Raw genomic sequence first — 20,015 nt, 5'->3', positions numbered from 1 at the left:
TATTATGTCTGTGACGTTTTTTCAAATTCTTTTAAAAGAGTTTTATCAATACTAATATTTTCGGGTATAATACGTAATCGGTATTTCCCATGTCCTAAAAATGTAAAAATATCTTTTCGATCAAGCTGTGTTTCTGAAGTTAACTCCAAAATCGAATTAATATTTTCTATAATTCTACTAAGGTAAGTTTGACTTTTTATTTCTCCTGCAGACGAGACTACTATATATTGTTTATCACCAGTTTCATATTTACGTCTAATCGCAAATTTTAAGAGGTTTTTATATTGTGTAGTTTTTGCTCCAAAATCAATAGTCTTATCATATATTTCTTTTGAAGGAATAGTAATGTTCACCAAAGACCAATCCAAGAATTTAATCTTCATTTCACTTGGTTTAGGTGTTAAGGCTAATTGAATAACCCAACTTGTGGCTAACACTAAAAAAATTGCTATTAAAGATGTTTTTGCTATAATCTTGATCAAATTACGATACAACTCTTCATCTATAACAATAAATACATCTGGAACCTGAGAGATTAACATTAAACTAATTGCGACTACAGCTATTACAGCAACTACTTTTAATCCTCTATTCATAAAGGTTTTGTAAAAAGACACTATCAATAAATAAGTTATAAAACTTGATAATAATAAATCTGGTACCCCACTCCATCGCATTCCATAAGCAATAGGGTTTTCTTTTAATATCTGTATCAATACAAATGTAACTACCGATACTCCTATAATCAGTATGGTTATAATTTTTGTGTTTTTTTCGTTTTTATATAAAAAAGAAGGTGCAAAATCAAAATAGAATAAAGCCAATAACAAAAATAGATTATTTAATACCGAAAAAAGACTATATCCTATATCATACAGAATGGTATTTGCAAAACCTAATCCATTACTCAAATACATCCACATTCCAGAAAACACCCAAACAAACAAAGCAAAACTTAAATAAAGTAGTCCTTTATCAATTCTCTTTTGAGAATCATCTTCTTCTAATTGTTTCTTGAATCGTTTCTTGATATTATACCAAATAGCCAATAATAAAACACCTCCTATAAACGCAATAAAAATATGGGCAAGACTATGGAACTTGGTTATATCAGACATAAAGTAGTATTGTATTTGTGTGTTATCAAATATACTATACTTTATAAGGATTCAAAAAAACATCCTTTATATATAGCTAAAGCCGAAGAAGTAATGGTTTTTCTCCGGCTTTTATATTTTTTATATCTATTAATTACTATTAATAGCAATTGCAATCACATTGTGTATAAATCCCTGTATTTAATCCACATATAATTGGTGCTTGATCTGGGCATGCAACCCAACAAGAAGGAACTCTTCCTCCATTTATCTGTTGTTGTTCTTTTTTGTTTAAGATTTTTGTGCCTTTAAGACTAGAAATTGATTTTAACATCTTACTTCGATTTTTATGATTTGTCTTAAAATTAATTTAAAATCATCATAAAACATTATTCATCAACAACTCACAAAAAAACATTTTCATTATTTCATGTAAATACATTCTTCTTTTCACGACATTTATGGTATGAGTACCATTCAAAAAATAGGTTTAGGTGGCGGATGTCATTGGTGTACCGAAGCTGTTTTTCAGTCATTAAACGGAGTTCAAAAAGTTGAACAAGGATATATTTCTAGTACAGTGCCTCATACGGTATATTCTGAAGCTGTAATTGTTCATTTTGACAAATCAATTATAACACTTAAAGATTTGATTGAAGTTCATTTGCATACACACAAAAGCACCTCGACACATAGTTTTAGAACTAAATATCGAAGTGCTGTTTATTATTTTAATATTGAAGACAAACATTCTTGTGAGGTTTACATACAAGAATTACAAGCTGATTTTGAATCTTCTATAATTACATTTGTTTTACCTTTTGATTCCTTTAAAGCCTCTAGGGAGCAGATTAGAGATTATTATATTAAAGATCCTGATCGACCTTTTTGTAAACAATATATACATCCCAAACTACAATTCTTACGGCAAAAGTATACGCGTATTATAAATCCTGATTTTTAAGCATATTCAAAAGTTCCAAACGCACTCTTTATGGTTAGTTTCTTTTCTTCTGAAGCTTCTACTCTTCCTATAATCTGTGCATCTACATTAAAACTTTTTGATATAGCTATAATTTCTTCAGCTATTTCTGGAGCTACATACAGTTCCATACGATGTCCCATATTAAATACTTGATACATTTCTTTCCACTCTGTTCCTGAGTTTTTCTGAATTAACTCAAACAAAGGTGGAACATCAAATAAATTATCTTTGATCACATGGTTCTTTTCTATAAAATGAAGAATCTTAGTTTGAGCACCCCCACTACAGTGTACCATTCCGTGTATAGTTTCTTTATCAAACTTAGTCAATATCTTTTTGATAATTGGTGCATATGTACGTGTAGGTGATAATACTAATTTTCCTGCATCGAGTGGTGCATTGGTATTGGTATCTGTTAAATTCATTTCTCCAGAATACACTAATTCTTCTGGTACAGCAGGATCAAAACTCTCTGGATATTTTTCTGCCAATATTTTTTCAAATACATCGTGTCTTGCAGAAGTCAATCCATTACTTCCCATACCACCATTGTATTCTTTTTCATAGCTTGCCTGGCCATAAGAAGCTAATCCTACAATAACATCTCCTGCTTTGATATTTGCATTATCAATTACATCTTCTTTTTTCATACGAGCAGTTACTGTAGAGTCTACAATAATCGTACGTACTAGATCACCCACATCTGCTGTTTCTCCTCCTGTAGAATGAATTGTGATACCATGAGAAGCTAAATCAGTTAATAATTCTTCAGTTCCATTAATAATTGCAGAAATTACTTCTCCCGGAATTAGGTTTTTATTTCTACCTATAGTAGACGATAATAAGATATTATCTGTAGCTCCTACACATAATAAATCATCTATATTCATGATTAATGCATCTTGAGCAATTCCTTTCCATACCGATAAGTCACCAGTTTCTTTCCAATACATATATGCCAATGAGGATTTTGTTCCTGCTCCATCTGCATGCATTACCAAACAATGTTCTTTATCTCCTGTGAGATAATCTGGTACTATTTTACAAAATGCTTTAGGAAATAACCCTTTATCTATATTCTTAATAGCACTGTGTACATCTTCTTTTGAAGCTGAAACTCCGCGTTGAGCATAACGCTTGCTTACTTCTTGGCTCATGATTATTTAATGTTGTGTTTGTTTGACAAAGATAATAGAATTACAGAGGCTCAAAAATTTAAAATGTATGTTCTATGAGATTCTATTAATTTCTTTTTCAATTAAACTTTTACTTATTTCTATACAATTATACTCCTATCAAATCTCTCTAAATTTTCATTATACACTTTTCATCCATTCTTTAACATTTATAGCATAGCTTTCCCATAAACTTTATACGGTTTACATTCAATATTATAACACAATACAAATCTACTAGAAAACAAACTGTTACAATCCCAACATTTCTACCTAAAAAAGAGCGGCAATTTTGGTCTTATCAAAATCAATTTATACACATTATGAAAACACAAGATCGCTTATTCGACACCTCTTCTTTTAATGAATATGTTAACTTTTATAGTTCTTATCCTCTAAAAGAATCTTACTCAAAAGCTTTCTTTTTCTACTAAAGCAAATTTCTATTACCCCTATGTTATCTGATCTTATATGATCAGTTTTCACATCACATACTCACTTAAATTATATTAAATGAAAAAAGAAATTGCCTTAAAAAAAGATGAGTTGATACAGGCTAGAAAACAAGCCTTAGATCAAGCTCAGTCAAACAATAGTTTCCCCAACTTGTTTGATAATACTGCATTGCAATCATTATCAGACAAAGATAGAGCGTTGTTTAAATTATATGGACAAGGTATTCATGTTCCACTCCCGTATTCTTGTATTCATCACGCCATCGAAGCTCAGGTAGCCAAACACCCGCTTGCTATAGCCATTGAACATCAAGGTGAGTCGATGACTTATCAAGAATTGAATCATCAAGCTAATAAACTTGCCACCATACTAGTTAAGCAAGGTATTCGTAAAGGTGATTTTGTCGGTATATTTCTGCAACGCTCTATTCCTATGGTGATCGGTATTCTTGCTACTTTAAAAGTTGGAGCTGCTTATGTGCCTCAACATGCAGGTATAGCTACTTCTTCTCAATTGCTTAATATCATGGAAGTCACCCGAATGAAAGTTGTATTAACATTAGCTGATTTTAATGACTTAATTCCTCAAAAAGAAGCTGTCAACATTATCAGTATTGATGAATTCCTATTAGATACAATAACTCAAGATCAACATTTTAATGCAGAATTCACTCCGCATACGCCTGTTTCACAAGACGAAGTTTGCTTTACTATTTTTACATCTGGAACTACTGGTCCTCCTAATGGTGTTCAAGTATCACACAAAAATGTGTGCAACATACTCCTTACCTCACCTGGAGATTTAGGTATGCGTCATGGACTTAAAGTGGGGCAAATTTTAAGTATTGCCTTTGACATGGCTGTATGGGAAATCCTGGGAGCTTTATCTCATGGAGCTACCTTGGTCGTTAGAGGTAAAGATATTAATGAAACTGCACAACAGGTCGATATTATTATAGCTACTCCGTCTATTTTAAGTACTATAGATGCAAATCAATGTAAGCAAGTACAAACAGTTGCTGTAGCAGGAGAACCATGTCCTATCCCTTTGGCTAATATATGGGCCTCATTTTGCAATTTTTACAACTCTTGTGGACCTACAGAAACCACTATAGTTAATACCATGCAATTATGCGAGCCTAATGCAAAACATATTACTATAGGAAAACCTACACCTAATAATACTGTTTATGTTTTAAATGAACACAAACAACCCTGTACTATAGGAGAAGTAGGACAAATGTGGGGTGGTGGTCATTGTGTTTCAAAAGGATATATTAATAATGACGAACTCAATAAAAAACGATATGCTCTTGATCCCTTTCTCAATAATGGAGAATTCATGTTTAATACTGGAGATTTAGGTCGATGGAATGCTAATGGAGAATTAGAGCATTATGGTCGTATTGATGATCAAGTAAAAATTAGAGGATTTAGAGTAGAATTAGATTCGGTTTCTTCTGTACTTGAAACAACTTCATTGTGTAAAGATGCAGTAACACTAAAATTTGATAACCAACACTTAGTTGCTTTTGTAAGCCCTGCTAACGTTGCTATCGATGAAGCTATGCAAAAGATCAAAGATAAGCTTCCTTATTATTGTCTCCCTAAATTCATTATCCCTATGGATACTTTTCCTATGACTAGCCGCGGAAAAGTTGATAAACGTAAACTCATGAATATTGCAAAAAACAAAGCTTTAAAAGCAAATTCTACTACTGATAAAAACACCATATCTCAAGAAGAATTAGATGTTGTAAAATTGCCTAAACAACTTCCTTTTTTTAAACGAATATGGAAAACCGAAGCATTAATGCATTACCATCGTATCTTTACCTTGGTTGCTCTAATAAATCTATGCGTATTAGGCTATGGTATTTTTAAAGGGCAATGGTGGTCTACTGAAGCTATTAACTTACCTATTATTTCTAACATTGTTTTAATTAATTTTTCGATCGGGATTTTAGTTCGACAACATTATTTGATCAATCTTTTCTTCAAAATTGCCACTAGTATTCCGCATTCTGTTTCTATCCAAATTAGAAGATTTTTTGGTAAAGTATATCACTTTGGTGGTTTTCACAGTGGTAGTAATGTAAGCGGTACAGTTTGGTTTGCTCTTTTAGTAGGTTCTTTAACCTATGCATATCATCACCAAATCTCAGATGTTTCTTTTAGACTAATCTCTACTACATATCTCTTATTAGCATTATTAATCGGTATTGTTATCATGGCTTTACCTGCTATAAGAGCCAAATTTCATAATCAGTTTGAAAAAACACATCGTTTTGGTGGATGGACAGCATTAATATTATTTTGGTTGCAGACTATTTTCTTTATTGCCGATCAATCTTCATTATCTTTAGCTACTGCTTTATTACAATCTCCTAGTTTTTGGTTATTATCGCTAATCACTTTTAGTATTGCATTACCATGGTTACGTCTAAAAAAAGTAGCGGTCGATATGGTTAATCCATCATCTCATGTGGTACTTGCAAATTTTGATTATGGTGTTACTCCTTTTGCAGGTTCTTCTACAGCTATTAGTCGAAATCCTTTAGTTGAATGGCATTCTTTTGCCAATGTACCAACTCCAGATAAAGATGGTTTTAGACTTACTATTTCAAGAGCTGGAGATTGGACAGGACAATTAATCGATAATCTTCCTTCTCATCTATGGGTTAAAGGAATTCCAACTGCTGGCGTAGGTAATATTGACCAGTTATTTAAACGTGTTATTTGGGTAGCTACAGGAAGTGGTATTGGTCCATGTATACCTCATTTACTTTCTCAAAACACCCCATCACTTCTAATTTGGGCAACTCGAAGCCCAAGAAAAACCTATGGAGATGCATTAGTTGACGAAATATTAGCTGTACAACCCAATGCCATCATCTGGAATACCGATACTCATGGAAAACCCGACATGGTCAAACTTGCATATAAAGCTTATCAAGATTTTAATGCTGAAGCTGTCATCTGTATTTCCAATAAAAAATTGACTTGGAAAGTAGTTTACGGTATGGAAAGTAGAAACATTCCTGCTTATGGAGCTATTTGGGATTCTTAATCTCTTATTATCAACTTATTTCTCTTAAACACATTATTATGAAAACAATAACAATAACCCAAAAGGGGCGGGTTGCTATCATTCAATTACATCGTCCCGAAGCCTTAAATGCCTTAAATACAGTGCTCATGCGAGAGCTTATACAGACATTACAACAAATGGACAATGATCCTAAAATTGGTTGTTTTGTTATTACTGGATCAGAAAAAGCTTTTGCTGCTGGGGCAGATATTAAAGAAATGAAAGACAAATCTTATGCAGCTATGTCACAAGAAGATTATTTCTCGGGCTGGGAAGCTTTTACAGCTATACGTACTCCCAAGATTGCAGCTGTATTTGGTTATGCTCTTGGTGGTGGATGTGAATTAGCTATGATGTGCGATATCATCTTGGCAGCTGACAATGCTCAGTTTGGACAACCTGAAATAAAACTTGGTGTGATTCCTGGTATAGGTGGATCGCAACGTCTTACCAAACTTATAGGAAAATCTAAGGCTATGGATCTAATTCTTACTGGGCGTATAATGCCTGCTCTAGAAGCAGAACGATCTGGTTTAGTCTCTCGTATTTTTAGTACAGATAGATTACTTGAAGAGACTTTAAATATTGCTCAAACTATTGCTTCTTATAGCAAACCTAGTGTTCTTATTGCCAAAGAAGTAGTCGATCATGCACTAGAGACTAGTCTTAAAGATGGTATTCTATTTGAACGCCGCAACTTTCACGCACTTTTTGCTACACAAGACCAAAAAGAAGGTATGCAAGCTTTTATTGATAAACGCACGCCTCATTTTACTTACAAATAATCATTAACACACAAATTATATTTTATGAAAACTTTATGTTCTGTACTTATCTTCATGATAAGTATATCTATCGCCTATGCTCAAGAATCAACAAAAGAAGAAAAAAAAGCTTCCTTTGCTGTACATACCATACATAATAGTGTCGCAGGATTTTCTACTGTGTTTTTAGGAAGTTTACCTATTAATGACAAACTAGACTTAACGATGTACAGCGTGTTTTGGACCAATCCTACTTTTGGCCTTGAGCCCAGTCCTGGAGGCGGTGATCTCTTTATTGAAACTGGAATTGGTTTAGGTTTTAAATTACTTAATGATAAATGGTTTATCAATCCAAGTTTAGGTTTTGGTCATGGTAAATTTTTATCCTTAGGAGAAACCACTTTATTAGGAGAAGGTATTATTCCTAGTGTATTTACTACTTATAATCAAGGTAAATTTGAATTTGAAGCCTATCTCGCTTATTATGGTGCATTGAGAAAAGGTGGTCCTGTAACTCGTGATTTTTTACTCAATTGGGTTGCTCCGGGTATCAACGCTCATAAACGATTCTCTGTGGGTGCTTATTATGAACAGTTTGTACTGACACGCTCTACAGATGATATTATTAGAGAAGATAGCGTCTACCAATGGTTAGGTGGCTATTTAAAACTAAAATTCGATAAAGGCATCTTTTTTAGAATTGCAGCAGGAAAAAACTTTGCTACAAATCTAGGTCAATCAGATGAGTTCTATAAAATCTCTGCTTTTATTCCTTTTTAAATAACGTTCATATTCAATTCATTCTTTTATATCTTTCTTCAAGACTCCATAATTAATAAACTGGTTATGGGGTCTTTTTATTCACAAAGCCCTATAAAATAATTTATAAGGCTTTGTTTAAAAAATATAGTTAGATTTTTACTCTTATTTGTCCATCATTATATCTACTTGATCAAAATCTCTTAAATACCTTAATTTAAATCTAAAATTACTGTTAATAGATGTAATCCATCTCCAATCAATAACTCTAGTGTGATTTGCTGCTACTTCTCTCCAAGATCCACTTGGAACATGCCATTTACCCCTATTGTAATATGAAAAATATACTGTAGGAGCTTTATATATAAGTCTTCCGTTTAACCAGAATTTGTGTGTATTTTGTGGAGTTTCAACGCTTTTTATACATAATTTTGCTCCCCAACTCTTAATTCCATTATATTGAGCTGTATATCTATATCTTTGCCCAGGTGCACATACTCCGTTAAGTGGTATACTATAACAATCTTTTGGAAGATTTCTCCATTTAGGTATTATATCTAAATCAATAAAATCAGGTTTCCCTCCCACAAAACCTCCATTAATAGAACTTTTAAAACTATTATTATTACAAGCTATCTCAGCTAACTTCTCATTTCCGATATTTGTTTTTTCTAATTCACTCCTAGCCCAACCTTGTTTTTGAAATAAGCTTTTTTCTTTTTTTTCTTGAAGTATTATTTCTGGAACTTCAACTCCTGGTTCTGATAAAGCCCAAAAGATATCAAAAGCATTCATTTTTTCTTCAGATAAGCTACTTAATCTTGATAGTACCATACAACTACTGCATTCTCCATCTTCTAGAACTAATTTACCCGAATAATCTTTACTTCCATAAAAATAAACTTCACTACCTGTATACGTCTTTATTTTTGTAATTAAAGGCATTTCTTCTTCATCTTCTTTCAAACCTTCTATATTGTCTTCTAATTCGATAGTTTCTTGAACTTCTACTTCTTGTGTTGCTTCTTCTGTTTCACAAGACCATACCCCTAGCATTACTAACCCTAAGGCTAGTGCTTTTAATTTTAAATGTTTCATTAAATTTTGATTTTAAAGATTAGTGTGATTTTTCGGAAATCAAAATCCAAATAAGTCATAGGCGAGCTCACAAACTGTACTTCTGAGTTTGGTGAATTCACAACATTAAAACTCCAATACAAAACATTTTTGCTTTCAACTTAAGCCAACATATTGGATCCTAAATTGCCTTCTTAAGTCTCTGGATTAAATAAAATGATGTATTGAAAAAAATAATCTCTTGGAATCTTGTAAAGTATATTCAACAGCAGAAGATATAGCTATAACTTTGATTCGTTTTTTGATTTCTACCGTAAAATAAAAACAAAGCTTTTATATTCGTCTACGCATTTCCCGTAAACAACACTTAATTAACACACTAATAAACAGTAATTTAAATTCAATTAACATTAAAACAAAACTACAAGTATTTCATTATTAAAAAAACCACCTGAAATAAATTCCAGATGGTTGTTTGTGATTTTTTACATCTTGATATCTTATTCCCAATCGGGCATCGATCCATTTTCTTTTAGGAGTGTTCTATTATCGATATTATCGATTTCCATTATAAAAATGTTTTTTTGAGAAATTCCATCATTTGATGTATTAGTAAAAATCACTGATGCTTCATTAGGCGAAAACCTAACATCTAAATCATTTGTTCCTGTTGTCTTTTCGACAGAAAGGTCTTGTGTTGTTCCACTATTAAAATCATATAACATGATATGTGAATCTAATTGTCTGTAATCAGGGTTTTCAAACCCTGAAATATCTCTTGTATACAATAATTTAGAACCATCTACAGAAAAATTAATACCTCCGGCTGCACCTGCTTCTCCAGTAATGACTGTTTCTTGTAATATTCCTGATTCGTTTATCGTAATAATCTCTGTATTATATCCATCTAGATCATTTGTTTTTAAAGCGATTTTTCCTGTAGCATCATTTTGATCTATTTCAGTAATTAAATTTCCATTACTCGTTTGATAAATCAAACTCAATCCACTACCGTCTATAGCTATGCGATATAATTTATCTTGATTAGGGAATAAAATACTTGCTCCATCTGTATCCCAACTATAATCTACTTCGTTAAGATTAAATCCTGATACTGCTACAGTTGATGTTACTTGCCTGATATCGGTACCATCTTGATTCATTATAAATAGCTGTGTTGTGGCTCCTATGGTTCGTAAAAAAGCAATTTTGGAAACTACTTTATTTTGTCTTGGTCTAAAACTGTTTTTATCTTCTGCGGTTAATTGTACTTCTGTACCTGTTTCATCTGTTGAGAATAATACATTATTATCATTAATCTGTCTAGCAAAAACGATTCTATTACTTGGGAAAGCAACAGTTTGAAAAGCATATACAGAACTATTAACTGATTCATTAATTCCATCATTTGAAGCTACTTGCCAAAAGTATCGCGTATTATATGCTAAATCTGATATAGCAAGTATTGTATCTGTGAGATTTTCAAACACCTCAACTTCATCATTTGCTTCATTACGCAAGGTCACTTTATAGGTTAACGTATCATCTTCTGGGTCACTTCCACTCCATTTTAATTCTGTCGTTATTCCTACTTCTTCTGCATTATCTACAGGAGTTATACCTACTGCAGCATTAGGTGGTCTATTATTAGCTGTAGAAATTTCCATTTCAAAAACAATTTCTACTTCTTTATCAGTTAGTACCGTTACTGCTTCAAATTCTGCCAAAAGATCTTCTCGTTCTGCACTTAATGAATAATCTCCTTCGGGTATATTTTCTAATGTATAGATCCCTTCTTCATTAGTAAATACTGTACTGGTATTAGGATTGGTAGAAACTTTTACATTTGCCAAAGGTTCGTTAGTCCCCATCAATACTACCTTTCCTTTTATCGTTCCTAAGCCTTCTGCATCAATCGTATCTTCACTACAACTTTGTATAAAAAATGTAATACCTATAAGTAGTATACTCCATAGATTTCTATTGCTTATTATATTTTTCATTTGCTATACTTCTTTATATAGTATATTCGTATTTTATTAATATTCTCTTAACCACTTATCCATTAAATCTCGATTACGCTTTCTTAGTTTTCGTAATGCTCGTCTCTTTTCTCTTCTAAATGCTCTATTGGATTCTGTTGCCGATGTTTCTACTGCCCTACTCTTTCTTCGTATGGCTTGATCTGTACTTCTTTGAGCTAATCTTCTTTGCTTGTTTCTTATGATTGGTGTATCAAAATACCAATTCAATCCTACCGAAAAATTAAAGTATTGATCATCTAACTTTCCTTGTACCACTCCATCCAACTTATCACTAAGTGGTAAATTATGGGTTACACTTGCCATTATTCCTACTTTATCCGTTAGTTGATATTCGATTCCTCCTCCATATTGCAACTTAAATGCTGTTTGATCAAACCCATCATTATTAACAACTCCTGCTCCTCCAAACATAAATGGGGTTAATTTCTCATAAGGCAACAAAGTCAATTCTGCATTGGCATTAAAGGCATTAAATCCTTCTGAAAAAAATTGTTCATTCCTTAATTCAAACTTATTTAAACTACCATTAACATTTACATATGGACTTATATACCATCGCATTCCTACTGTTGCTGAATAAGAGAATTCTGCATTATTATAATCTCCACTAATTAAGGCTGTTCCTCCTTTTATAAATACGGACTTCTTTCCTCTACGTTCTTGAAAATACCTATCGTATAATCCTGTATTTTCTGCTTCGTTCTTCTCGGTATTATAATTTGCCACAAAATTATTTATCTCTGTATTGGATAATTTAGGCTTCCATAACTTATCTTCTATTCCTTCTACTATTAACGCTTCTACCGCTTTTTCTATAGCTTCGCTTACCGCCAATTGTCCTGGTTCATTTTTGGTAAATCCTGTCTCAGCTTCTAATAACCTCTTAAACTTTACGTATCTAAAAAAGTTTGCATCCAATGCTTGCGAAAATATTGTCTTGGAAACATAGACCGTCTTTAATATTTTTCCGCTTGACGTTGATACTGCTCTTAAATATACTGTAATACGATCTTGTCTATATTGTGTTGAACTCCCTATCCCAAAATATCTTGCTCCTAATCCTCCGGTAATGATATTTGAATCATACGAGATTACTCCTCCTTCTAATAATATTCCTGCATATAATAATGGTGGTAATTGTGGCTCGTTAGGATTCTTAGTCTTACGATATTCTTTACGTGTTGAGCGTATGATGTTTCTTTCATTAAGTAAATTGCTTAAGTTTTCTCGCTCTATAGGAACAAACCATTTTGAATCTTCAAGTGCTTTAAGCAATATTGTTGTAGCTCCTTGTGTTACTGCAGTACTAAAGGTGCTCCCGTTCTCTGTGGGTTTGTATTGTCCTGTTTGATCTCTGAATTTGTATACTCCCACTACTACGGGTTCTACGGGAGGTGGTAATTTTTTTAATTTTTGTGTTTCTACTGTTATCTCACCCAATCGTGCATTTTCTTGCGTGATAGGTTGATTAAAATATGCTCCACAACTTATTAATGTAAGCGTACAGCATATTAATACAATCCCCTTATAAATCTTGTATGGCATTAACTATTTTAATTAGGTATTATGACTTGTGATTGATCTCCTGTACTGGTATCGAGTATATCGATCACCAAGCCTTCTGATGAAGGAAAGATTTCTATAAATAAGGTTCCAAAGGTGTAGGTTCCTTCTGTGAGTCCATCTTCTCCAAACTGATCACTAAATAATGACCGAGATATCTGACTCAATAATTGATTATTTAAGTTTTCTGTAAATCGCTCCAAATCGGATCGTTGATCTCTTCCTGTATTGGTTTCTTCTGTAAACTTATTTTGAGATTCGGCTGAGCTTAACAACCATTGATAGTTAAATGTATCGCCTCCAAATGCAGGATTCTTTGGTCTATATACCAGATCTTGCGCTTGTAAACTCGCTAGACTACATAGCCCTATAATCATAGCTAGAATTATCTTTTTCATTGCTTTAATATTGTTTAATGTGTTGCTCTTGTTTTTCTAAATCTTTAAAATGTTTATATACTCTTCTCAATGAAAGTGTAGCCATTTCTGTGAGGTATTCTAAATCTGGTTTACCTAAAAACTCGTGTATGATATTATCGTCAATTTTGACTTGAATGATGGTGCTTCTTCCTAAACTCAATTTCTCATATATGCCTACAATACGATTCCCATTGATATTACTAAAAGTATATTTGTTATAGAATGTTTCATAAAAATCTCTCCCTGGTTTTGTTTTGGTTTCTTCTATAACAATTCCTTTTAATTCAATACCATCATTATTTTTTTCTACTTTCTTTTTAGTCTTTTTTTTTTCGTTAAAAGCAATACGATCTTTTCCTATAATTTGATCCTCTTCATAAATCAAGAGCAGCACTATGACTTTATCCTTTTCGGCCATATTAATTCCTATGGTCGATAATTTTTTAGTTTCATTTTCACTAAGCGTGAATCTTCCTCCTTGTGTGTTTTTTGATGTGTTACCAGAAACAACGCCTGTTTTGGTTACTAACAGTGAATATTTTAGTGTTTTATATACTTCTGTTGTATTTGTTGCTGTTCCTATAATTGTAATAGTATTGTCTACTTTTTTTGTTTTAATTTTTGCAACAACTTCTGTATTGGTACTTTGCCCCCAAATAACAGGAGCAAAACAAAGTGTAATTATATATATTAAAGTCTTCATTAATCTATTTAGAAACTTCTTACAATAATTGTTTGATTATTACCTTTCATATTAAATTTCAGACTTTTAGAAAGTTCATTAGTACCTATTCTTTCAAATGTGAGGTTATTACCTATTTGATTTAACTCTAGTTGAGTATTAAGCTCTGGATTAAATGAAAAATCAACAATAACATTATCATCTCCTATTTGCCTAAGTTCTTTAAAAACTTCTTTTGATGTTTCTTGAAGTTCAATTTCATTAAACTTTCCTTCTTGATATAGGTTAATGGTAGATCGCTCTGCTTTTATTTGAGCATTCACATAATTTTGATTTCCTATTTGCTGAATAAATATGGTATTTCCGGTTACTGCTGGTGTTGTATTTAATGATGCAGTTGATAATTGAGATATAATATTTAATTCTTCTTGTTTTAACTCTCTATAATCTGAGTCTGTAATATCTTGAGCAGATATTGTAGTTACTCCTCCTAAAATAAAGAGTAATAAACCTATGTACTTTACTATATTTTTCATCCTATTTATAACGTTTAAAAGAGGAACGCTAAAGCGTTCCTCTCATTTTTTATGTATTGGTTAGGTAGGATCTTAGTTGTTTTGTGTTACAAATGATGTGTTTCCTACTCCATTTTGTAATACTGTACTAGAGTGTAAGCTTCCTACTTGAATAACTGTACTAGAGTTATTGATTCCTACTTGTGTATCTTGAGCACTGTTTAAGCTTCCTATTTGAATCATATTACTTAAGTTTCCTTGACCATTTTGAGAAGTAATAGCCAAGTTTTCTGTTCCGAATTGTATTTGATTCGCTTCGTTACCTTCTCCTGTTAATCCTCCAAAATCACCAGTTCCTTCTTGGCTAATTGAAGCAGAGTTTCCTTCACCTACTTGTAATTGACCTGCAAAATTGTCTCCTCCAAAATAAGCTAAGTTTTGAGTTGCTGTAGCACTGTTATTAGATCCATCTTGAATTTGATAAATTTGGTTTCTATCTTCTTCATGTTGTGCAAAAGCGCTATTTCCTTCACCATCTTGAGATTGTAATACAAAACCATCACGAGAATCAAATGCAGCACTACCTTGGATAGATTCTGCGTTATTACCTACTCCTACTTGACCTTGAATTAATTCGTTGTTTGTACCATATTGTACTCCAGTTCCTGTATTTTCTTCTCCATTTTGAGTTTGAGTAGCTCTGTTACCATCTCCTACTTGTAACATTGTAGCTACATTTGAAGTTCCTACTTGAGAGATAGCACTAGAATTATTGTTTCCATCTTGAGTAGATGATGCCTCATTTAAATCTCCGTTTTGATCTTGATCAACTAAGTTAAAAGATCCTTCTTGAGAAGAAAATGCTGAGTTTCCATTTCCGTTTTGATCTTGGAATGCATCGTTATCTCCTCCAAAAGTAGCTAAGTTTTGAGTTGCTGTAGCACTGTTACGGTTTCCTATTTGAGTTTGATAGATTTCGTTTCTATCTTCTTCGTGTTGTGCAAACGCAGAGTTATCATCTCCTTCTTGAGTTTGCTCTACAGTACCTTCTCTTGAGTCAAAAAGAGCACTACCTTGTAAAGAAACTGCAGAATTTGTGTGTCCTGACTGCATTTGAACTAATGAGTTATCTGTTCCCCATTGCTCACCATAAGCATCATTTCCTGGAGATTGATTAGGACCACTTGTTTGTAACTGTCTTGATGTATTGTTATCTCCTACTTGAGCAATCTCTGCAGTATTGTTATCAAAACGTTGTCTCTGGAAAGAGTCATTTCCGTTTCCTACTTGAGTTGCTATTGCAGTATTATCTTCAGCAAACCCTACTCCTTGATCAACTTCTGCATTGTTACGATCTCCTAATTGAAAAACGTCTGCAAGGTTATAATCACCTGCTTGTTTAATTTTTGATGCATTGTCTGCTCCTGTTTGATTTACAACAGAAACATTTTCAATCCCACTACCTGCTACATTAAGTCCTGACTGACTAACGTCTGAGGTATTGCTTGTTCCTGTTTGATTTACAGTTGCTGCATTTGAAGTCCCGGATTGATTTACGTTGCTCGAATTTGATTGAGCTACCATAGCAGATGATGCTAATATCGCCGCTACTCCTAAAACTAACTTTTTCATTGTGTAATATATTTAAATTGGTTAAAAATTTCTTTATTAACGGGGTACAACAATGACTGCTTCCGAACACGTATGTGTTCGTTTACGTTTTGGGGGTGTTTTTAATATGGGGATAATTTAGGGTGGGGGTTGGGATGTGTGAACCATTCAATAATTCAACAGTACTAAAGTATAAAATTAAACTAATCTCAATACTATATTCACTAACTATTCGACAAAATGCATCTTTCATAATTGTATAAAAAAGTATTGTTTCCTGCAATTTTAATACGGTTTTAACGGAAATGTTAAAATTTTATTTAACATTATTTAAAAAAGCTTTTGTAAGCCTTTTCTTTCGGCTTCATCTCACGTATAATCACGTATTTAGGGGGTTTAGCCCCTTTTATTTTAGTACAATTCCCCCTTCTTATTTTTTAAATACCATTAGATATTCAAAAATGGTTCTTTTTTATATTCTTATTTGATCATTTTTTATCATTAATTTTAAGAGGAGTATTTAAATACTCCTCTTATTTTAACTCACAATTTTGATTTTTAGATTAATTAGTTTGTATTACTTCAGAAATATTACCTATCCCGTTTTGTATTATATTACTATTAAGTGAGGTCCCTATTTGAGTCACTAAACTAGAATTATTAATTCCTATTTGAGTATCCTCTGCATTATTTAAGCTTCCTATTTGAAGTATATCGCTTATATTTCCTTGTCCATTTTGAGCGGTTACAGCTCTATTTTCTGTACCGAATTGTACTTGAAACGCTATATTATTACTTCCTAGCAATCCTTCTCCAAATTCACTAGATCCTTCTTGACTTATTGTTGCTAAATTTCCTTCTCCTACTTGATACTGTACGGCTAAGTTATCTCCGCCAAAAAATAAGAGATTTTGAGTAGCTCTAGCACTATTATCCGCTCCTTCTTGAATCTGAAAAATTTCATTTCTATCCTCTTCTTGCAATGCTATCGCATTATTTCTTTCTCCATTTTGGGCTTGACCTATAAATCCGTTACGAGATTCTGTAAAAAAACTACCTTGACCTGCTACAGCATTATTTTCTGTACCTAGTTGTATCTGGATAAGTTCATTATCTGGTCCAAATTGTTCTGCATTCAAACGATTACTCGTTCCTTCTTGACTTTGTATTATACTACTACGAAGTCCTTCTTGAGTTATAAAAGCTATATTAAAATCACCTATCTGATCTTGATCTGCGGTATTAAATGATCCGTCTTGCTCTGTTATAATTCCATTTCCGTTTCCTAGTTGATCTTGCGTCAATATATTATCACCTCCAAACGTAAATATATTTTGTAATGATTCTATATTATTACGATCTCCTATTTGAGTTTGATATACTTGATTTCGATCCTCTTCATGTTGCGCAAAAGCACTATTATCATTTCCTTCCTGCGTTTGTTCCACTATACCTCCTCTAGAAGTAAAAATCGCACTACCTTGAATTGCAATAGCTTCATTTGAAGTTCCTGTTTGTCTCTGAGTTGCCGTATTATCTATTCCCCATTGTTCAACAATTGAGACATTTCCTGTAACATGTGCCATACCTTGAAGAACATCAACTGTATTTCGAGCTCCTAATTGAAAAACATTGGATTCATTATGATCACCTTCTTGTTTAATATTTGAAGTATTCTCTACTCCATCTTGACTCACTACAGCCATATTCTCGAGTCCACCTATACCTTCTCCAAATCCCATCTGATTTATGGATGAGGTATTATTCATTCCTGTCTGACTTACTGTTAAAGCATTTGAGCTTCCTAATTGATTAACGTTACTCGTACTAGTTTGAGCAACCATAGCCCCCGATATCAATATCGCTGCTACTCCTAAAATTGAATTTTTCATTGTGTGATATATTTAAATTGGTAAAAATTCTATGCTTATGGGTTTTCACAATAACTTTTATCCTGTATTTAAACACGTTCGTTTTTTTACGTGAAGATGATTTTAGGCGGGGGTTGAAGTATGCGAACTTTCTTTCAGTTCAGCAACACTAATGTACAAAATTATCCATATAACAATATTATATTAACCAAAAACTCGATAAAGTGCAGCAAAAAAAACAGCAAAAAACATATAGTTTTCTGCTGTATAATTCGGTTTATAGCTAAATGTTAAATTTTTATTTTTTCTTTAAAAATTTATTGTATGTAAGCTGTTTCTTTCTTTTTAACACTCTAAAAATCAAATACATAAAAAATCACTCCCAATCTGGCATTGCTGCATTTTCTTTAAATAAGGTTCTATTATCTATATTGTCGATCTCTATTATAAAAAGATTTTGTTGCGATACTCCATCATTAGAAGTATTCATTAGAATGATAGAAGCTTCGTTGGGCGAAAATCGTACATCTAAATCATTTGTTCCTTCTGTTTTTTCTTCGGAAAGGTCAACTGTAGAATTGTCATTGAAATTGTATAGAAATATATGTGTGTTTAATTGTCTATATCCTGCATTTTCAAACCCTGATATATCTCTTGTGTACAACAATGTCGATGCTCCTATAGAGAAATTAAGACCTCCAGCTGCTCCTAATTCTCCTGTGAGAATAACATCTTGAATTACCCCTGAATTATTTATGGTGAAAATTTCGACATTATACCCATCCAAATCATTAGTTTTTAAAGCTATTTTTCCTGTTGCTATATTTTTATCTACTTCTGTAATTAAATTTCCGTTTGTGGTTTGATAAACCAATGTTAATCCACTTCCGTCTATATTGATATTATATAATTTATCTTGATTAGGATATAATAATTTTGCCCCATTATCATCCCATGAAAAATCTATCTCTGCTAGGTTAAAACCAGCAATAGGAACACTAGATGTCACTTGTTGCTCGTTCATTCCATCTTCATTCATAGTAAACAAATGTGTTTCTGCTCCTATAGTTCGTAAAAATGCTATTTTACCTACGGTAGGATTACGTCTAGGTCTAAAACTATTACGGTCACTAGGAGTTAATTGTATTTCATTTCCAGCATCATCTGTTGAAAAAATCACATTATTTCCATCAATACTTCTCGTAAAAATAATTCTATTATTAGGTACTACTACTGTTTCAAAAGCATAAGTTGCACTATTTGTTGCTGCGTTAATTCCATCACTAGCCGCTACTTGCCAAAAATATTTTGTCCCATAATCCAAATTAGAAACGGTATATAAGGTATCTGTTATATTTTCAAAAACTTCTACTGTACTATCTTCATCATTACGAATAGTCAGTGTATAAGTCAATGTATCTCCATCTGGATCACTTCCACTCCATTTTAATTCTGTAGTAATTGGTATTTCTGTAGCATTATCTGCAGGGCTATTCAATATTGGTGCATCTGCGGGTTTATTATTAGCTGTAGATATTTCCATTTCAAAAACAATTTCTACTTCGCTATTTACAATCACTGAAACTGCCTCAAATTCTGTCAAAAGATCTTCTCGCTCTGCACTTAATGAATAATCTCCTTCTGGTACATTTTCTAATACGTAGTTTCCTTCTTCGTTAGTAAACACTGTACTAGTATTAGGATTGGTAGAAACCTTTACATTTGCCAAAGGTTCATTTGTTCCCATCATTACGACCTTCCCTTTTATAGTTCCTAAGCCTTCTGCATCGATAGTATCTTCACTACAGCTGGTCATCAAAAATGTAATCAAGAGACCTATTATATATAATAAATAACGTTTCTTCATTTCTTTTCTTTTTAACTTATCTTCTTGTATACTGACTCT

Annotated in this window: 16 protein-coding genes; 4 read left to right on the top strand and 12 right to left on the bottom strand. The window is 32.6% G+C overall.

The window, feature by feature from the left end; all coding sequences use genetic code 11:
- Window positions 1–2: 2 nt before the first annotated feature.
- Together ACYEKI_RS10580 and ACYEKI_RS10575 are read right to left on the bottom strand one after the other, a co-directional pair.
- On the bottom strand, window positions 3–1,118 hold the full coding sequence (locus ACYEKI_RS10580; RefSeq protein WP_459211160.1) for a hypothetical protein: 1,116 nt from the start codon (window positions 1,116–1,118) through the stop codon (window positions 3–5).
- A gap of 139 nt (window positions 1,119–1,257) precedes the next feature.
- Window positions 1,258–1,431: a hypothetical protein gene (locus ACYEKI_RS10575; RefSeq protein ID WP_459211159.1), complete on the bottom strand. Its 174-nt coding sequence runs from the start codon at window positions 1,429–1,431 to the stop codon at window positions 1,258–1,260.
- A 132-nt stretch (window positions 1,432–1,563) separates the two neighbouring features.
- Here ACYEKI_RS10575 and ACYEKI_RS10570 point away from each other — a divergent pair, with 132 nt between their 5' ends.
- On the top strand, window positions 1,564–2,061 hold the full coding sequence (locus ACYEKI_RS10570) for a peptide-methionine (S)-S-oxide reductase (RefSeq protein ID WP_459211158.1): 498 nt from the start codon (window positions 1,564–1,566) through the stop codon (window positions 2,059–2,061).
- Here the strand turns inward: ACYEKI_RS10570 and ACYEKI_RS10565 are convergent.
- Window positions 2,058–3,239, bottom strand: coding sequence for an AIR synthase related protein (locus tag ACYEKI_RS10565; RefSeq protein WP_459211157.1), 1,182 nt, complete (start codon window positions 3,237–3,239; stop codon window positions 2,058–2,060). The two genes, ACYEKI_RS10570 and ACYEKI_RS10565, sit on opposite strands and share 4 nt — an antisense overlap.
- 531 nt (window positions 3,240–3,770) lie before the next feature.
- Here ACYEKI_RS10565 and ACYEKI_RS10560 point away from each other — a divergent pair.
- The 3 genes from ACYEKI_RS10560 to ACYEKI_RS10550 are packed head-to-tail and all read left to right on the top strand — an operon-like array spanning window position 3,771 to window position 8,347.
- A complete protein-coding gene (locus ACYEKI_RS10560) occupies window positions 3,771–6,782 on the top strand; it encodes an amino acid adenylation domain-containing protein (protein ID WP_459211156.1) in 3,012 nt (1,003 codons plus the stop codon).
- A 38-nt stretch (window positions 6,783–6,820) separates the two neighbouring features.
- A complete protein-coding gene (locus tag ACYEKI_RS10555) occupies window positions 6,821–7,588 on the top strand; it encodes an enoyl-CoA hydratase (RefSeq protein ID WP_459211155.1) in 768 nt (255 codons plus the stop codon).
- Window positions 7,589–7,612: 24 nt separating this feature from the next.
- Window positions 7,613–8,347: a DUF6733 family protein gene (locus ACYEKI_RS10550; protein ID WP_459211154.1), complete on the top strand. Its 735-nt coding sequence runs from the start codon at window positions 7,613–7,615 to the stop codon at window positions 8,345–8,347.
- 144 nt (window positions 8,348–8,491) lie between these two features.
- On the opposite strand, the gene ACYEKI_RS10545 is transcribed toward ACYEKI_RS10550, so the two are convergent.
- The 9 genes from ACYEKI_RS10545 to ACYEKI_RS10505 all read right to left on the bottom strand — a co-directional run bounded on the left by ACYEKI_RS10545 (window position 8,492) and on the right by ACYEKI_RS10505 (window position 19,976).
- Complete coding sequence (locus ACYEKI_RS10545) at window positions 8,492–9,424, bottom strand: hypothetical protein (RefSeq protein WP_459211153.1); 933 nt, start codon at window positions 9,422–9,424, stop codon at window positions 8,492–8,494.
- A gap of 479 nt (window positions 9,425–9,903) precedes the next feature.
- Entirely contained in the window at window positions 9,904–11,406 is a 1,503-nt protein-coding gene (locus tag ACYEKI_RS10540; RefSeq protein WP_459211152.1) for a carboxypeptidase regulatory-like domain-containing protein, read from the bottom strand.
- A gap of 36 nt (window positions 11,407–11,442) precedes the next feature.
- Complete coding sequence (locus ACYEKI_RS10535; RefSeq protein WP_459211151.1) at window positions 11,443–12,993, bottom strand: CsgG/HfaB family protein; 1,551 nt, start codon at window positions 12,991–12,993, stop codon at window positions 11,443–11,445.
- A gap of 8 nt (window positions 12,994–13,001) precedes the next feature.
- Entirely contained in the window at window positions 13,002–13,409 is a 408-nt protein-coding gene (locus ACYEKI_RS10530; RefSeq protein WP_459211150.1) for a curli production assembly/transport component CsgF, read from the bottom strand.
- Between the two features lie 4 nt (window positions 13,410–13,413).
- Window positions 13,414–14,133 (bottom strand): curli-like amyloid fiber formation chaperone CsgH, encoded by a 720-nt coding sequence (gene csgH / locus ACYEKI_RS10525; RefSeq protein WP_459211149.1) that lies wholly within the window; start codon window positions 14,131–14,133, stop codon window positions 13,414–13,416.
- Between the two features lie 8 nt (window positions 14,134–14,141).
- Window positions 14,142–14,648, bottom strand: coding sequence for a hypothetical protein (locus ACYEKI_RS10520; protein ID WP_459211148.1), 507 nt, complete (start codon window positions 14,646–14,648; stop codon window positions 14,142–14,144).
- 72 nt (window positions 14,649–14,720) lie between these two features.
- Window positions 14,721–16,259, bottom strand: a complete 1,539-nt coding sequence (locus ACYEKI_RS10515; RefSeq protein ID WP_459211147.1) for a hypothetical protein — start codon at window positions 16,257–16,259, stop codon at window positions 14,721–14,723.
- A gap of 542 nt (window positions 16,260–16,801) precedes the next feature.
- Window positions 16,802–18,130, bottom strand: coding sequence for a hypothetical protein (locus tag ACYEKI_RS10510; RefSeq protein WP_459211146.1), 1,329 nt, complete (start codon window positions 18,128–18,130; stop codon window positions 16,802–16,804).
- Between the two features lie 355 nt (window positions 18,131–18,485).
- Entirely contained in the window at window positions 18,486–19,976 is a 1,491-nt protein-coding gene (locus tag ACYEKI_RS10505; protein ID WP_459211145.1) for a carboxypeptidase regulatory-like domain-containing protein, read from the bottom strand.
- Window positions 19,977–20,015: the final 39 nt, after the last annotated feature.

This window comes from Aquimarina rhabdastrellae (assembly GCA_947387485.1).
In the GTDB taxonomy this organism is placed as follows: Bacteria; Bacteroidota; Bacteroidia; order Flavobacteriales; family Flavobacteriaceae; genus Aquimarina.
This window is presented reverse-complemented; position numbering and strand designations above follow the sequence as displayed.

Excerpts from the sequence above, each read along its gene's own strand:
- ACYEKI_RS10580 (WP_459211160.1), bottom strand. The coding sequence starts at position 1,118 with ATGTCTGATATAACCAAGTTCCATAGTCTTGCCCATATTTTTATTGCG.
- ACYEKI_RS10575 (WP_459211159.1), bottom strand. The coding sequence starts at position 1,431 with ATGTTAAAATCAATTTCTAGTCTTAAAGGCACAAAAATCTTAAACAAA.
- ACYEKI_RS10570 (WP_459211158.1), top strand. The coding sequence starts at position 1,564 with ATGAGTACCATTCAAAAAATAGGTTTAGGTGGCGGATGTCATTGGTGT.
- ACYEKI_RS10565 (WP_459211157.1), bottom strand. The coding sequence starts at position 3,239 with ATGAGCCAAGAAGTAAGCAAGCGTTATGCTCAACGCGGAGTTTCAGCT.
- ACYEKI_RS10560 (WP_459211156.1), top strand. The coding sequence starts at position 3,771 with ATGAAAAAAGAAATTGCCTTAAAAAAAGATGAGTTGATACAGGCTAGA.
- ACYEKI_RS10555 (WP_459211155.1), top strand. The coding sequence starts at position 6,821 with ATGAAAACAATAACAATAACCCAAAAGGGGCGGGTTGCTATCATTCAA.
- ACYEKI_RS10550 (WP_459211154.1), top strand. The coding sequence starts at position 7,613 with ATGAAAACTTTATGTTCTGTACTTATCTTCATGATAAGTATATCTATC.
- ACYEKI_RS10545 (WP_459211153.1), bottom strand. The coding sequence starts at position 9,424 with ATGAAACATTTAAAATTAAAAGCACTAGCCTTAGGGTTAGTAATGCTA.
- ACYEKI_RS10540 (WP_459211152.1), bottom strand. The coding sequence starts at position 11,406 with ATGAAAAATATAATAAGCAATAGAAATCTATGGAGTATACTACTTATA.
- ACYEKI_RS10535 (WP_459211151.1), bottom strand. The coding sequence starts at position 12,993 with ATGCCATACAAGATTTATAAGGGGATTGTATTAATATGCTGTACGCTT.
- ACYEKI_RS10530 (WP_459211150.1), bottom strand. The coding sequence starts at position 13,409 with ATGAAAAAGATAATTCTAGCTATGATTATAGGGCTATGTAGTCTAGCG.
- csgH (WP_459211149.1), bottom strand. The coding sequence starts at position 14,133 with ATGAAGACTTTAATATATATAATTACACTTTGTTTTGCTCCTGTTATT.
- ACYEKI_RS10520 (WP_459211148.1), bottom strand. The coding sequence starts at position 14,648 with ATGAAAAATATAGTAAAGTACATAGGTTTATTACTCTTTATTTTAGGA.
- ACYEKI_RS10515 (WP_459211147.1), bottom strand. The coding sequence starts at position 16,259 with ATGAAAAAGTTAGTTTTAGGAGTAGCGGCGATATTAGCATCATCTGCT.
- ACYEKI_RS10510 (WP_459211146.1), bottom strand. The coding sequence starts at position 18,130 with ATGAAAAATTCAATTTTAGGAGTAGCAGCGATATTGATATCGGGGGCT.
- ACYEKI_RS10505 (WP_459211145.1), bottom strand. The coding sequence starts at position 19,976 with ATGAAGAAACGTTATTTATTATATATAATAGGTCTCTTGATTACATTT.